This window comes from Legionella gratiana, from assembly GCF_001467695.1.
Lineage (GTDB): Bacteria > Pseudomonadota > Gammaproteobacteria > Legionellales > Legionellaceae > Legionella > Legionella gratiana.
Window position 1 is genome coordinate 33,857 of record NZ_LNYE01000023.1, and the last position, 16,130, is coordinate 49,986.

Consider the following 16,130-nt stretch of genomic DNA (forward strand, 5'->3'; position numbering starts at 1 on the left):
TTTCTCTTCTTACAACGAGTAAGAACTTATGTGTTTCAATTATAGCTGTTTTTTTAAATTGACCCAAATAATTACGAGGTGTATATTTTATAATAGCTTATTTGAATGAATAAAAAATGACCTCACTGTCTGCTGATAGAACTGCAATGAAATGGATAGAAAGCCTAATTGATGAGCAGAGTTTTCTTCCATTGTTTGCGGATTATGCGCCCGATAATCAATTACAGGTACAGTATGGTGCTGAAGTAATTACAGGTTTAGCTAAAGTGAATCAACGACCTGTGGCAGTTTATGCTCATAATAATTCAGTCAATCGCGGTTATATTACCAACCAAGGTGCCCGAAAAATTATACGCTTAATGGATAGGGCTAAAGAGTTACGAATTCCTATCGTTGCATTTCTTGCTTCACCAGGTATTTCTTTAGAGGAAAATTTATTAAGTGGTGATGGATACACTCAAGTTATTGCACGGAATATTAATTTATCAGGGCTTGTTCCGCAATTCGCTATTCTTGTTGCGCCAACACTTGGAGCACCTGCTTATTCGGCAGTATTAATGGATTTGCTTTTTTTTAACAAGCATCGCAGTTACTTGATGGTAACCAGCCCTATGGTTGTGCAGCAAGCAATTGGTGAAAAGGTGAGTATGAGTGAATTAGGTGGTACAGCAATGCATGCGAGTACTACTGGCCTGGCTGATTTTGTGGATGACAGCTTGGTGAAGCAAATTAATCATGTGAAAATGATGCTCGATTTTTTTCCTTCACATAATCGTGAGTATCCACCTATCCACGCCGTTCTTGAACCGCTACATTCGATGCCTGCAATTCCAGCCGATCCTAGAGTGCCTTTTAATATGCATGAATTAATTCAAGCTATAGTGGATAACTCTGATGTTTGGCACTACAAAAGCACTTATGGCCAAGCGATGATTTGCGCTTTTGTACATATTCATGGATATGCAGTAGGTATTGTTGCGAATCAAAGTATTCGCTTTAGTGGTGCGATTGATTCCGATGCAGCACAAAAGGCAGCCAAATTTATTCGTATCTGTGATGCATACGGTATTCCTGTGCTTACTTTAATCGATGTTCCTGGATTTATGCCGGGAAAGCGTGAAGAGCAAAAGGGTTTACTGCTGCATGGAGCTCGATTATGTACAGCAATGCAAACTCGAGTACCTAGGATGAGTGTCGTTGTGCGTAAGTGTTATGGAGCCGCAGCATTTTTAATGATGCAAACCGCTTCCCAGAACGGGGATCTGGTTTTAGCTTTAGAAACTGCAAATTTGGGAGTAATGAGTAAAGAAACGACCAAAAAAATTCAGCATACAGATGGTCAAGTATCAGCTGATGAGCAAGTCCAAGCCTCTGAAACTTTACCTCTTAACTCCTCCTTAATGGATGCTTTTTCTTCTGGATTAATCGATGAAATTATTACTCCAAATCAGGTGCGTGGACGTTTGGCGCAGCATTTAGAATATTTATATCGAAAGATGGATCATTTGGGAGAGGCAAGACATTCAATTGTGTAGTATCGAGCTCATGTTATTTAAGGATCATAATGCCTTCGTACACTAGTTTAATGCGATTAAGTCGCTCTTTCGAATCTTATTTAGGTAATCCCGAAACTCAAGAAACTCCAGTTAATTTTAAACAAAGCTTAGACTATGATGAGCAAGAGTTACTTGCTTGGCCACAAATTAAATTCATTCAGCAATGGAAGTTTATGGACTATTTAATTCCCCAACAACTAGGTGGAAAGCTGGATTCACTCGATTCTATTTATGCTTTGATTAAATCAATTAGTAGGCGAGATCTGACTACTGCGATTGCTGTAAATTTGTCTTTTTTAGGTGCCTTACCTCTTTGGTTGGCTGGAACTATAAAGCAACAACAGAAAATAGTTGCGCTTTTTCGACGTGGTGACATTGTGGCTTTTGCTTTAACTGAGGAGGAGCATGGTTCAGATATTATGGCTAATGAGGTGGTCGCTAAAGTCCACCACGATGGATGGCAATTATCAGGAAAAAAATGGTGTGTCAATTTTGCTACTCAGGGTCATGCTGCCAGTATTCTTTGTCGCACCCATGATAGAGGTGGCCCATTAGGTTTTTCAGTATTTCTTTTAGATAAGTCTGCAGTGGCATCTGGATTTACCCCCACATCTAAGTTACCCACTTTAGGGGTAAGAGGATTAGACATTAGTGGTTTTTCTTTAGATAACGTTTTTTTGTCTCAAGATGCGTTGGTGGGTAACGAAAAACAAGGTTTAGAAATCACCTATAAAATATTACAAGTTTCAAGAACATTATGTGCTTCTTTTTCTACAGGAGCTGCAGACACAGCTTTGCGTTTGACACTTGCTTTTAGTCTTAAGAGACATTTATACAATAAGCCTGCTTATGAAATTCCTGTAGTGAAACATCGGTTGGGTGAGCAGTTTACTCAATTACTTATTGCTGATTGTATGGGGTTAGTTATAGCGCGTGCTGGCTCAGTGATGCCGCAAAAGCTCTCTTTCTGGTCGGCAATCATAAAATTTCTCATTCCCAAAATGACTGAAGATATCGTTGAAGAGTGTGGCTTAGTGTTGGGTGCCCGTGCTTATTTGCGTACCACCGAATGGGCTATGTTTCAGAAAATAAGGCGTGACATTAAAGTAGTTGGATTATTTGATGGAAGTAGTCAGGTTAATTTGTCTTTAATTGCAGCCAATTTATTATCTCAGGCTCGATTGCGAGGATCTTGTCCATCAAATCAACTCATGCAACTGGAAGATATTTTTGATCTTAAAAAGAGTTGCCCCCTATTTAACATCACTGATTTAAGTCTTTCTCTGCATGAAGAGGATAATATTTTGGCTGGGTTAAGTATATTGAAATCGGAGCAAATTGACCCTCTAATCATTGCTATTCGTCATGAAATTGATAGACTTGATCAACAGATAATGCATTTACAAAAACAAAAGCAGTTGGAACCACGTAGTTTGATTGCTTTTCGTTTGGCAGAACACTATTGTTGGGTTTTTGCCGCTAGTTGCTGTTTGCACTTTTGGCATTTTAATCAAAAGATACTCTGTAAAGAGCATCTTGATTTAGATTGGATTCAATTGGCAATTCAGTTAATTCTTAGTAAATTACATGCAAATTCCAATATAGACACGAAGCTACAAGAATCTATGGCAAAAAAATTATCTATTTTTTATCGACAGAGTAAGTTATTCTCGGTGCTGCCTACACAAATACCCGATTAATATATAATTGGTGGAGTCTTGAGTATGAACTGGAAAAGAATGTTAATCGCTGCGATGACTCAAAAAAAGTATCAAGCTTTTATTGAGGACACCAAGCATCCCGAACATGCTCGGAAACGATTATGGATGCAAGAAACGGTGCCTTTATTGCAACAATCACCTTATTGGCAATCTTTATTACATCACAGACAGAATGTTCATTTAGATGATTTTCCGATTACCGTTTATGAAGATTATCAAGAAGAGCTATTAGCAGCACAACAAAGCCTTATTCAGCCCTTTAATGGAGAGAAAATAATATTTTGGTCAGAAACTTCCGGTACTTCTGGCGTCAGAAAGTTTTTCCCAATCACCACTTCTTTTCAGAAGCAATTTCAGCGCACCATGGCTCCTTATATCTATTCATTAACGCAACGATTTCCTGGTTTTTTTAAAGAAAAAATTCTCTATCTCGTTGCAGTAGATGCTCATAAGAACTCACCAGCAGGTGTTCCTTCAGGTTGGATTAGTAATTTTAATTATCGCCATTTGCCTTTCTTTATTAAGCGTTTTTATGCGATGCCTGATGAGGTATTTGATAATGCCGAAGTTTATGAACAATGGTCGGGTTTATATGCATTAGCCTATGATCTTAGTGCATTTTTTGCGGTTACACCTATGGTGATTGAAGCTCTTTTTGAGCGCTGTGTGAACAACTTTAAACACTTTTTACCCTATCTATTCGGTGAAAAAACGGTTCCTGATTTTTTACCGCCGATTCATATCAGTAATAAACGAAAGCAGCATTTGCGTCAACTGGCACAAACTTCTCCAAGTACTTTTAAAGAATTTTGGCCTTCAATAAATTTTGCAGGATGTTGGGCTTCTGGGCTTTGTGAATACCCTGGTCAGCAATTGCAACAACGGTTAGGAGATGGAGTACGCTTGGTTGACGGAACTTTTTCAGCCACTGAAGGATGGCTTACTGTTCCTATAGATAATCAACTTGGAGGGATTTTACATCCTGGGGCGCATATTGTTGAGTTTATTGAGGAAGGTAAAGAGATTAATCAGAACAACCTCTTGCAATCTTGGGAATTAAAACCCGGAACTAATTATGAGATTTTTTTAACCACCGCGATGGGATTTGTTCGTTATCAATTAAAAGATGTATTAAAATGCACCGGTTTTTTAAATAAAGCGCCTAGACTTGAGTTTTGCTATAAAACACAAATGCTCAAATTGGAAAGTTGTTCCATTACAGGACCAGAATTACTGAAAGTGCTGGACGATGTCTCTTTTGACATGGCTCCCCATTGGTATTTTGCGCGTAATCTTCTGGGAAATAGGATCGTTTTAGTGACTGATGATACAGTGGACATACCCGATTCTGTATTAATCAAATTGCATGAAGGATTGATGCAGGTTAATGAGCCTTATGCACATAGCGTTGTTGTTCATGAAGTCATCCCTATGGTTTGGTTGAAATTGCCACTCAAGCAATTATTGGCCGATAATCATGCGCAAACAAAACCTAGGTTAATTTCTCAACACGTTATTCGCGAGATATGATCCGAAGTTTTAACCTGTCCTATTTAATTAAAGGTAACTATTATGGTTGAGAAAAAAACTAAAAAAGCACCTCGTAAAACAGAATTAACGCTACCTCTTTTAATAGTGAGTGATTTAATCTCTATTGTGTTGAGTTTGATGCCTGGTGTTGCTGCATTTAGTTTAACTGGATTATTTATTTATCATGGTTATGCACATACCTGGATAGTCTTACCTTTAGCGCCATTTGTCTTTTTTGCTTCATTTATTATTATTGTCGCAGCGATTAGGGTTTGTTTACCTACTCTAAAACCCGGGCGATATAAGCGTGAGCTTAGTAAAATGATGCTTGCCTGGTTTTGTCATTTTGCCTTGTCTCGCTCTGCTAAAATTTGGGGACTCAATCCTTTATTCCAGTCATTTCATTGCATTAAGTTTTTTTATTGGCGTGCACTGGGTGCTAAGGTTTCATTTCAAATTATGAATTCGTTTGATATCGATTTTGTTGATTGCCCATTGATTAGCATCGGAAAAAATGTCACTCTGGCAAGTCAGGTGTCAATAAGTTGTCATTCCGATATTGGCGGTTTACTTCTATTATCTCCTGTTGTCATTGAAGATAATGCTTTTATTGGTGTGTCTACTGTTGTTGGACCTGGAACAACCATTAAAAAAAATTCATGGATAGGGTATGGAAATGTATTAATAAATCAACTTATTGAAGAAAATACTCGCCTTGAAAGTGTGAATCGTAAAGCAAGTGATCTTGATAGTTGATGCATCTGGCTCTTTAATGCAATTCCTATATAATAAGAGATTATCTAATCTAAGGGATAGGTCAATCAACCAGTGAGTTGAGTTAATATGCTAAGTAAAAGGGAACGTTTTCAGCAATGGCGTGGCAGTAAATCGGATGATGAACTTCATATTTTGGAGGTAGCACTACTCATTAATGAGTGCGTGAATTCTGCAGATAATCTGGAAGTAATTAAGGCTGAGGCTGAAACTAAATTTAAAGATTTTGATCAGGATAATTCTCGCTCTTGGGCCACGGCAGTCTTTACTAAATTATTTATAGATGAAGCAATCGTACAATTACCAGAAACTGCAACTCAAGAAAAAGAATTACTTATTCATTTAAGTACTACATTGACTCAGTTGTATGATAATTGGAAAAACGATACCGCGAAAAATATTGCTTTATTAATTGACACTATTGAACAATTAATCGCTATAGAGAGCATACCCTTTACAGATAAAAAACAGTATAAAACCTTTATTTTTTCTTCTTATATGTTGTTCCATATTCTAAGACTGTCCTTGAACGAGCTTGATTGGTCGATGCAAATGGTGGCATCTCTTATTATTAACGTGGAACAAATGAAGCTCAAGATCGCCTATTTCTTACAAAAGATTGAAGAAAAAGAGCATCAATTAGAACAAATGGAAACAGAAATAGAATCAGATAAGGATGATGATCCATTAAAATCGATTAAATTTCTTTTAAATAAGCGCTATTTTAAAATAGTGAGTTACACTCCCTTGCTTCATGAGCGTTTGCAAACAGGAGTTTCGCACTCTATAGGAACAAAACCAATAAAACGAGATATTTTGGCAAGTTTTGCTGAGTTTGAAGCAGATATAGAGAGGGTTTCCTCAGGGATTGGAAATTTAATTGAACAGAGAAAGAAAAAGGCTGAAATCGAAGCAAAAATCGAAAACATCAATAAGTTAATTGCAGCTGCACAAGATAATGATCGGAAAATTACTGGAAGAAAATATTTTTTTGATTTTATAAAAAGTCATGAGCAATTGTATCAAACTCTTTTAGAGAATACCGAAGGAGTTGTAAAATTACAATTACTTGAAAAAACAGAGCAATTAGAGAAAGCGATTGAATCCCCTGATTTATCTTCTGGAGTCATCAATGGGCTTTCGTGGATAGCTTCACCGCTCACTGTTGCTTACCGAACGGCGACACCACAAATAGTCCAGGATGTATTTTCATCTACTTTTCCTGCTACTTTAGATAGCGATTGTAAGGTTAAATTAAAAGAGCTTGCACAAATTTGTTTATCTGATTTGAAAAAACAACTAGAGAAAAAAGAAAATCAAATTACTGCAATATATAATCGATTTTTTAATCAAGATGAAAAGATGAAGCAGTTAATTGCTCGTGAGAGTTCAGAGCAGCTCGCTGTTTTACAAAAAGCAAACGATGCGCTGAAGGAAGCGGTGCAAGCAAGCAATAAATTAGTGGTTCATATAAAAGAGAATTTACATGTTCTTAATGATCTTAAGAGTAAGAGAGAAACATTAAAAGAATTCATTCGTTTACATGATACTATTTTGGTTAAAATATGCAATTTTCTATCACGATTCTGTTCATTTTTTAAAACAGAAAAGGTGCAAATGATTGATGAAGCCTCTACTTTGAAAAAGCAAGTCAATAAACTTGCAGCAGAGTACCAAAACTCAATTGATAAGGAACTGCTGCAAATGGAGCAAAATCCTCATTTCGATGAAAAGATTAAAAATCATATTAAGAGACGCCTTAAAGCAGAAGATCGAGACATAAACCGGGAAAAGAAAAATGATGTCGTTCCTAATCAACAGAATGTGCGTTTACTCATGGACAGTTTGTCCGACTTATTTACTAAAAAAACAACCGTTAAAGAACATTTAGAGGAAGAACAAAGCACTAAAGATGTTGTTATGACGTTTTCTTAGAGAGAAGCTTCTTCTGTTTGACAAGTTATTTTAGCCCTTCAGCCTTCGCTGAGTACGACATTCTTTCGAAAACGGAGCATGGGGACGTAACCGTGTGTAAAATTTTGCCTTCGAAGATAATATGATGTATATTTAGTCATCATGAATAAAAAATTAGTATGAAATGTTATCTTCGTCGGACGCTAAGGATCTAATAGAAAATACCCATTCATCATTTCGAGCATTGTTACGTTCACTAATAAGGGATAGCTCGGTTTCAAGTATTTTAATTGGTGAAACCCATGATTTCAGCCCTACTGTCGATGCTATTATTTCTAATTTAGATTTGCTTGCAAATTCACCGCGGCGCATCATCATTATCAGTGAGAATTTAAATCAATCCGAAAATTCCACCTTAAAATGCTCATTAAAAAGTGCGATTAAAGGGGATGTAGATCCTCTGAAAAAAGCTTCCTTTTTAAAGGAAAAATCAATAGATACCTACGAGTTGCTTTATGCCTCTTTTTCTGTGGGCGTAATTGTATTAGGCGCAGAAAATAAAAAATCTAATCCTTTTAGCACTTATAAAAGCAAAGAAATAACCCAAAAAATCATACGAAAAATGGAAGCGTATCAAAAAAGTCCAGATCGTATTATTGTTACTAATAAGGAATTTTCTAAACTTATTAACAGTTTTTGCAGTAAAGATACTCTTCCTATATTTATAGGGGGAGGAGCTCATGTTGTGCCCTTAAGCTCAAAAGATCAACTCTATGATCTAGGACTACAAGGCAGGATAAAAAATAGTGTTTCAATTTATTTAAACGATGCACCTTCACCCTCAATAACTACTTCTTTTCCCTATTCTGCTCCTGATAGAGAATTGACAGGCCAATATGATTATAAGGTTTTAACCAATAAGAAAGAACTTTATAAAAATACATTCGATAGTATCGAAGATTTAAATGATAAGACTGATTATTTAATCAAAATCTTAGATAAGTTGATAAGTAGCCATGTTTTTTTCCCAAAAAATGTTACATTGACGTTACAGGATGAATTAGAACCCATTCTTAAAGCCTTTCAGGAAAGTGCTTTATGCGAATGTTCTTTTAAATCGTTGCATACTCTTTTAGAGGATGTTGTGAAGGATAAAAGCAAACCTAAAGAAAAATCTTCGTTTTTTAGTAAATCTCATGCTTCAGTATCCCATTACTCGCGACAAGAATTATCTTTAGCCATTCGTAATGATTTAGCCGAACTTTTAAGTTCTGTTGCAAAAACTCTTTAAGAATTTCAGTTTTTTATTAAAAAATAGGGCGTGTTTACACGCCCTAGTACTACAGCTGTAATTTGTGGGCTATTGCTGGGTAAAGATTCAGATAATCCAATCTTAGATATCAAGTAACTCCCCATGTCATCCCGAGCGCATGTACTATTCCTTAATTCTGTTGGACTATGTGTCCGGAATGACGCATTGCCACAACTTATTGAGAAGTTGCGCTATTTGATCATAACCACATAATTTTTCAAGTGTTTTTTCCAGTATTTTAGTATGTGCTACTGCAGGGAGATCCCTCGCTGCGCTCGGGATGACGTGGGTAGTTACGATATAAAGAAACTGTATAAACTATACGCAAATCGCATGTGCTGTTTAAGACGCACGTAATTTGGTTTGGTCATAATTTAATCATATAAAGTGTTAATTAATGGATAGAATCATGCCTAAACCAGATGCAAAACAGTTGAAGATTGAACGGCTACAGAATGCAGCTCTTAAGTTAATGATATTAATCAATAGTGAATTAGATAAATCTGCTCCAGAAGGTCTGTTTAGAATATCCCCAGAAAAAGCATTAATTGATACGAAAATGGATGAAATTCAAAACGGTGCATTAAATTTTGAACCGTTACAACAGATACAACGTGCTGCCTTACTTAAGCGAGTCCTGCGTGAATTACAAAACGAAGATGCTCCTCTATTTAGTTATGCTCAATTTAACACTTTAAAAAAGGCCAAAGAAACAGGAGACAAAGAATTTAAGGATGCAATTAGCAAGTTAGAAATGGATGCAATGAATCGAAACATTGCTTGCCATTTATTTAAATTATTAAATAATGTATCAGAAAAGGCTCAAACGCTGATGGATGCATCAAATTTGGGCATCATGTTAGGTCCAAATGTATTTGAAATTCCCAAAGAGTTGAATCCTTTAGCTCAATTAGGTAATGTCTCACCTCAGAATGAAATTGTTGCTGAATTAGTAACACTACAATTTCAACCCCAAATGAGTATTCATTATAAACATGAAGTAGATGATGCACGCAAAAATAGATTTCATGCCTTTGAAGCAAGTCCAAAGGACTTGCAAAACTTTAAGGATTTGAAAGGTGATTTACTAAAAAGCAAAATTCTTCATGATTTTAAGGGGCAACTAGAAAATGCTACCGCAGACAATATTGATCAAGTTGTGGAAAAGATAAAAAATAGCAAAGAATATAAAGTACTTGCCACTGGCCAAGGAGTTATGACTCGATTATTGCATCTCGATACTTCTTCAGTAAACGCTTTTAATGAAATGGTGGCTGAGAGAAAAGATGATTTTGAATTAGAAAAGAGTTTTAACCCAATGCGTAACTAGGGGCTATGGGGCTAAAAGACCCCATAAAATTGATACAGTGCAATTATACCTCATATAAGCCCTAATTTTTAAGTTCCTAAATAAAAAATAATTCTCTTTCATTATAAAAAGGCTTGATTTTTATAACCTATATGTTTAAAGTTCGATCAACTTAACGTTATTAAGGAGGATTTGCATGTTAGGTTTTTTTAATCAAGAAAATAGATGGCGAGCTACAATGCAAGTGGCCAATGGTCTTGTCCTAGTGTTAGCAGCATATGAGATGATTAACAATCCAGAGACTGCTTGGGAAAATGGTTTTGAAATAGCAATGCATGCATTGAATATGATTACCTTCCAAGGCAATGATAATGCATTAACAAGTATTGGAAATGCTGCACTTAATTTTTCAAGTTTAGGCGCAATTTACGGATGGGTTGCCTCAGGTGGTTCTTCTCGGCCAGTGATGGTTAATGTCGCAGATGCCCTTCTACATCTAACAAATGCTGTAACCAGTATTTGCTATAGGACAGACACTACTCCTAAGCACGAAAATACAACTGCAACTCATTCTATGTAAAAAATAGAATTCATGAGCTAAATTTGCATTTGATGCAGGTCTATGGACAATTGGCTCTTACTATCTCATGTCGCGCTGTATGCGCGATATCCAGCGTTGCAAGAACCTAATATAATAGCTCCACACCGTTTGATCCCCGAGTATAAAATGTTCTCTTATGGTTTCTTAGCCGAAATAGACATTAACTTGTTGTGGTTTTCCCTCTTTAGTTTTTTAAGGTATTCATTAGTCAGTCGTAATTATGTTTTTGAGCTATAGTAAACGTATGGGATTTGAATAACTATAAGAAGGACAAATCATGGGCTCTATTCTGCTATTCGTTTTAGCAGTAACAACAAATTATTTGCCGCAACTGCCTTTGAGGTTTCCCCAAACACAATCAGTTCTGGATAATATTATCAATGAAGCGATACCCTTTCCTGGTCCAATCCAAATCAATGAGCTGTTCTTAAACGACATCAAGCTGATGTTGGATCGTGAAGCTCCTAATTTAAATCCTTTAGTGATTAATAAAGTAATTACCACTTTAAGGTGTGTGGATCGATATAATGTGGATCATAATAATATTTTAACGATTATTGATTATTCTCTTCCTTCAAATGAGAAACGGTTATGGGTGTTTGATTTAAAAGCAAGAAAACTGTTGTTTTATACTTATGTATCACATGGTATTAAATCGGGCTCTTTAATGACCAATTATTTTTCCAATAAATTTAACAGCAAAGCAAGCAGTATCGGTGTTTATCAAACGCAGCAGGCCTATTATGGTCGAGATGGACTTTCGTTACGTTTAGATGGTTTAGATAGAAGTTTTAATGATAATGCTTCTAACCGCGCGGTAGTAATGCATTCCGGATGGTATGTTGAGGAACGCTTTATTAAAAAATACGGTAGACCAGGACGTAGTTGGGGGTGTCCAGCACTTCCTTTGGAAAATTCCCAAGCAATTATTAATACCATAAAAGATAAATCTTTATTGGTTATTTATTATCCTAGTGATAGATGGTTTGCTCAATCAAAGTTTTTAAATTGTGATAAATCCTCCTTACCTCAATACGAACATGCACAGACAGTGCAAATACCCGATTCTGCTCCTGATGATCATCGGGATGCGATTTTATTTGTGGGTAGCGGTTATAAAGGAAGCAAGTATGCGGAAAGTAAACCCGTGGTGGTCATTTCTGCTGATGATTATACACGGATATTTCATACATCAGCCCCTTTAACACGTATGCTACGGCGCCAAATCAATCATGAGGAGTATGTGGCGTTGAGTACCTCAGAACTGAGTTATTTAGCGAATAGCAATGCAGGATCTCCTGGTCAAGAGAATGTATTCAATCATATTTATTTTGTAATCCCAGTTCTTAAGGTAGTGCGTGGTGGTTATTATGAAACTCAAATGCAGATTGTTAATTTAGGCAAAATAAAAGAAGTGAAAATCAACGGCGACTTTGCTCGAGAAAATGGTTCTGCAACCCATTACACTATTTATTTTGAAGGAAAATCTGCGGTTAGTTTAAATGCAAGCAATGAATTCATCCGCTGGGTGGGATTATAGTTCTGTAAGCACTAATGGCACTAAGTTAAGGTCCTGCCTACTTGTCGTGGATAAGCCGCGGGAAGTCGAGATGGGAAGAATTTCGTCAAAAAAATGCTTAACTTAGTGCCATTAATGCAAGCACTAATGGCTTCCTAAGTCCGAACAGATTGAGATATAGAGTATGGGCCTAGGTTTCATGCATGTTCATTCTATATTGGTTCCTTATTAGAAGATTCGTTATTAGAATCTTCTAATTCAAGCCACATTGCATTTAAGATGGCGAAGCAGCAAGCCAAGCCTGTGCCTAAAATCCAGGAAAAATACCACATAATAAACCTCCTAATAAGCAGTATCTTTGTTTTTAATAATAGTTTTTTCTGTTATTTTTCCACGCAATACCCGGTAAACCCAAGCGGTATAAAGCAATACTATAGGTAATAAAATAACAGTAGCAATTAGCATAATAAATAAGGTGAATTGACTTGAAGAACTATCCCAGACCAGTAAACTTTGTTCTGGGTAAGTCGATGAAGGAAGTATGAAGGGAAACATACTTACTCCTACAGTAGTAATGATGCCAGCTACGGAAAGGGCGCTGCAAATAAAAGCAGTTTTCGCATGTTTTGAAGTAATAAGCGCTAACAATGCTGCACTAATTCCTATCCCTGGAGCTAATAAAGTGATAGGAAAAGTGCGGTAGTTAGAAAACCAAGCATCTGCTTGTTGAATTACTGCTTTATAATGGGGATTTGATGGGCCATCATGAGCTAAGGCACTATTTAAGGTATAACCGTCTATACCATAATGAAGCCAAATGCCACCACTAATAAAGAGCAAAAGAGTGAATAAAGCACTTATTTTTCCAGCATTAATGGCTCGTTGTTGTAAATGCCCCTCTGTTTTTAAATTCAGAAAAAAAGCGCCGTGCATGGCTAACATCACTACAGACAATAGGCCACATAATAAGGCAAAAGGATTCAGCAAACTAAAAAAATTACCCGTGTAAAAGGGCCGTAAATAATCATCAAAATAAAATGGAACACCTTGCAAGACATTTCCTATTGCCACACCAAAGATAAGTGCAGGTACAATTCCTCCAACAAACAACGAATAATCCCAGAACAAACGCCAGTGGGTATTGGTTAATTTTGACCGATATTTAAATCCAACGGGACGTAATATTAAGGCAAGTAACACAAGAAGCATAGCGAAATAAAAGCCCGAGAAGGATAATGCGTATAAAGTTGGCCATGCCGCAAAAATTGCTCCTCCGCCTAAAATAAACCAAACTTGGTTTCCTTCCCAGGTGGGTGCAATACTATTAATCAATACTCGTCGTTCCATGTCGGTTTTTGCAAGCCAAGGCAACCACATGGCTACACCTAAATCAAAACCATCCATTATTGCAAAACCAATCAATAATACACCGAGTAGTACCCACCATATAATTCGTAATGTTTCATAATCCAAAGGCATCATGAGTCTCTCCTAGTGAGCCATATTATCAGGGCCAAGACGGATGTACTTAACCATTAAGTAGAGTTCAACTATGGCAAGTATTGTATAAAAGAGGATAAATCCAGTGATTGATGTGAGTACTTGAGCAGAGCTTAGACTAGAAGTACCCATTGCAGTGGGTAAAATATCTTGTACTACCCACGGTTGACGTCCATACTCTGCAACGACCCAACCGAGTTCTGCAGCAACCCAGGGTAGGGGCAATGCGAAGAATGCAGCACGCAAATACCAACGAGAGGTATGTAATTTGCGTTTCATCGATAAGTAAAAGCCAGTTGCAAATAATAAAATGAAGAAAAACCCACAGGCGACCATAATACGGAATGCAAAAAATAAAGGAGTAACGCGGGGTTTTAGGTCATGTGCTGCTTGATTAATTTGATCTGCAGTCGCATCAACTACTTTTTCAGTATATCTCTTTAATAACAAACCATAACCTAAATATTTACTGTGTACCATAAAATCGGCTTTTGCTTGTTCATCATTTGGATTCTTTTGTAACCTCGTTAATGCTTCATAGGCCTGCATGCCCTCTTTGATTCGTTCTTTTCCTTGTTCAATTAACTCGGAAATACCTTCTAGGGGTTGGGTGAATGTGCGTGTTGCAATTAAACCTAATACATAAGGAATTTTAAAAGCATAATCAGTCGTCATTGTTTCTTCATTGGGAATACCAAAAACAGTAAGACCTGCAGGGGTTTTTTCAGTGTGCCACATTGCTTCCATAGCGGCAAATTTCATTTTTTGGTTTTGATTATCGAGGTAGCCACTTTCATCACCAAGTACCACTACCGCTAAAGCGGAAGCAAGTCCAAAGCTTACTGCTACAGTTATTGATCGTTTCGCAAAATTAATATTTCTACCGCGTAATAAAAAATAAGCACTAATAGATAAGACAAAAATAGATCCGGTAACATAACCTGCGCTAATGGTATGGACAAATTTTGCTTGAGCTACTGGATTAAACATAACCGCCACAAAGTCAGTAACTTCCATGCGCATGGTATGGAAATTAAACTCAGCGCCAACAGGATTTTGCATCCATCCATTAGCAATTAAAATCCATAATGCTGAAAGATTAGTACCTAAAGCCAATAGCCACGTACAAAACATATGTTTTAAACGACTTAATCTATCCCAGCCGAAGAAAAAAAGACCTACAAAAGTAGCTTCTAAAAAAAAGGCCATGAGCCCCTCAATAGCTAGGGGAGCTCCAAACACATCACCTACGTAATGGGAGTAATATGCCCAGTTGGTACCAAATTGAAATTCCATAGTTAGGCCGGTTGCTACACCTAAAACAAAATTAATCCCGAAGAGAACGCCCCAGTATTTGACCATCTGCTTCCAGATATCACGACCCGTCATGACATAGATTGTTTCCATAATTGCTAAAAGCAAGGATAGGCCTAAAGTGAGCGGGACAAAAAGAAAATGATAAAGCGCTGTAAGGGCAAACTGTAAACGCGAAAGATCGACTAGTTCACTACCAGGAATCATGGAACACCTCGCATGTCATGTACTTTGTTTGTTACTATAATCCCCTATTTTGGAGGGGATTTCCCTAATTCATTTTTGTTTAGAATGAAGATATTCTTTTTCTTGGGCTACTCCTAGCAACCATTGTTCATTGCTTAAATGCGATTTTTCCACATTCTTGAAGCATATTATCCATAAGGAAATCAATAAGATAAGTTTTATAATTAAGGTAACTATAATATCACGGGCTAGCGGTTTTATCATGTTTCTACCCTTTTTTTGACTCAGTATTCCAAATTTTAGTAATTCGGAAATTAATGAGACTCGGTGTATGATTTGAGCAGATTCAGCAGGTCCAAATAAATAGTGTATGCAATCATTGAATGATACTTAAGTTTCATTTTAAATACAACTTTAAAACAGTATTTGCTCTTGCTTTATTTTTCCGATGTATTAAGCATGTTGACCATTCATCCCTACGTAGTCGGTGAACATGAATTGTTAACACGCACCAATGATTTTTAGTAGGGCCGCAGCATTGTTATGTGTTTTGTCTTTAGCAGCGTAGAGTAAGGTAACCGTATGATGTTTTGCGTTCTCAGTAATGGTTGTGATTAGTTTCTTTTCATGAGCTAATTCTTGAGCATAACGTTCTTGAAATTCGGGCCATTTTTCTAAATCATGATGAAACCACTTACGTAAAGAGTTACTCGGCGCAATTTCTTTTAGCCATAAGTCAATAGCTGCATTTTCTTTTTTTATTCCCCGTGGCCATAACCTATCAACTAAAATTCTGTATCCATCTTCGGGCTCTGGTTTTTCATAAATTCGTTTCATTTTGATTGCAAACATCGAACATCATTCCTTTGAGTAACGTAAGTTACAATATAGTAA

14 protein-coding genes are annotated in these 16,130 nt (G+C 36.7%); 9 read left to right on the forward strand and 5 right to left on the reverse strand.

The genetic code is table 11. From position 1 onward, the window contains the following. Nucleotides 1-116: 116 nt before the first annotated feature. From Lgra_RS11020 to Lgra_RS11060, 9 genes are all read left to right on the forward strand, one after another. On the forward strand, nucleotides 117-1,535 hold the full coding sequence (locus Lgra_RS11020; RefSeq protein ID WP_058499333.1) for an acyl-CoA carboxylase subunit beta: 1,419 nt from the start codon (nucleotides 117-119) through the stop codon (nucleotides 1,533-1,535). A gap of 29 nt (nucleotides 1,536-1,564) precedes the next feature. After that, nucleotides 1,565-3,256 (forward strand): acyl-CoA dehydrogenase family protein, encoded by a 1,692-nt coding sequence (locus tag Lgra_RS11025; RefSeq protein WP_058499334.1) that lies wholly within the window; start codon nucleotides 1,565-1,567, stop codon nucleotides 3,254-3,256. 24 nt (nucleotides 3,257-3,280) lie between these two features. Next, nucleotides 3,281-4,807: a GH3 family acyl-acid amido synthetase gene (locus Lgra_RS11030; protein WP_058499335.1), complete on the forward strand. Its 1,527-nt coding sequence runs from the start codon at nucleotides 3,281-3,283 to the stop codon at nucleotides 4,805-4,807. 42 nt (nucleotides 4,808-4,849) lie between these two features. Then, nucleotides 4,850-5,563 carry a hypothetical protein gene (locus tag Lgra_RS11035; protein ID WP_058499336.1) on the forward strand — a complete coding sequence of 238 codons (714 nt, stop codon included), beginning with the start codon at nucleotides 4,850-4,852 and terminating at the stop codon, nucleotides 5,561-5,563. A gap of 87 nt (nucleotides 5,564-5,650) precedes the next feature. Next, entirely contained in the window at nucleotides 5,651-7,516 is a 1,866-nt protein-coding gene (locus Lgra_RS11040) for a hypothetical protein (RefSeq protein WP_058499337.1), read from the forward strand. Nucleotides 7,517-7,679: 163 nt separating this feature from the next. After that, nucleotides 7,680-8,786: a hypothetical protein gene (locus tag Lgra_RS11045; RefSeq protein ID WP_058499338.1), complete on the forward strand. Its 1,107-nt coding sequence runs from the start codon at nucleotides 7,680-7,682 to the stop codon at nucleotides 8,784-8,786. A gap of 430 nt (nucleotides 8,787-9,216) precedes the next feature. Beyond that, complete coding sequence (locus Lgra_RS11050; RefSeq protein ID WP_058499339.1) at nucleotides 9,217-10,137, forward strand: RhoGAP domain-containing protein; 921 nt, start codon at nucleotides 9,217-9,219, stop codon at nucleotides 10,135-10,137. 175 nt (nucleotides 10,138-10,312) lie between these two features. Further along, a complete protein-coding gene (locus Lgra_RS11055; RefSeq protein ID WP_058499340.1) occupies nucleotides 10,313-10,696 on the forward strand; it encodes a hypothetical protein in 384 nt (127 codons plus the stop codon). 298 nt (nucleotides 10,697-10,994) lie between these two features. After that, nucleotides 10,995-12,257 carry a murein L,D-transpeptidase catalytic domain family protein gene (locus Lgra_RS11060; RefSeq protein WP_058499341.1) on the forward strand — a complete coding sequence of 421 codons (1,263 nt, stop codon included), beginning with the start codon at nucleotides 10,995-10,997 and terminating at the stop codon, nucleotides 12,255-12,257. 191 nt (nucleotides 12,258-12,448) lie between these two features. Here Lgra_RS11060 and cydX read toward each other — a convergent pair whose 3' ends face one another. From cydX to Lgra_RS11080, 5 genes are all read right to left on the reverse strand, one after another. Next, complete coding sequence (cydX, locus tag Lgra_RS11065) at nucleotides 12,449-12,568, reverse strand: cytochrome bd-I oxidase subunit CydX (RefSeq protein WP_058499342.1); 120 nt, start codon at nucleotides 12,566-12,568, stop codon at nucleotides 12,449-12,451. Nucleotides 12,569-12,578: 10 nt separating this feature from the next. After that, nucleotides 12,579-13,715: a cytochrome d ubiquinol oxidase subunit II gene (cydB, locus tag Lgra_RS11070; RefSeq protein ID WP_058499619.1), complete on the reverse strand. Its 1,137-nt coding sequence runs from the start codon at nucleotides 13,713-13,715 to the stop codon at nucleotides 12,579-12,581. A gap of 12 nt (nucleotides 13,716-13,727) precedes the next feature. Then, entirely contained in the window at nucleotides 13,728-15,257 is a 1,530-nt protein-coding gene (locus Lgra_RS11075; RefSeq protein WP_058499343.1) for a cytochrome ubiquinol oxidase subunit I, read from the reverse strand. A 69-nt stretch (nucleotides 15,258-15,326) separates the two neighbouring features. Beyond that, nucleotides 15,327-15,500: a cytochrome oxidase putative small subunit CydP gene (gene cydP, locus Lgra_RS18005; protein ID WP_165482861.1), complete on the reverse strand. Its 174-nt coding sequence runs from the start codon at nucleotides 15,498-15,500 to the stop codon at nucleotides 15,327-15,329. A 237-nt stretch (nucleotides 15,501-15,737) separates the two neighbouring features. Then, nucleotides 15,738-16,088: a DUF488 domain-containing protein gene (locus Lgra_RS11080; RefSeq protein WP_058499344.1), complete on the reverse strand. Its 351-nt coding sequence runs from the start codon at nucleotides 16,086-16,088 to the stop codon at nucleotides 15,738-15,740. Nucleotides 16,089-16,130: the final 42 nt, after the last annotated feature.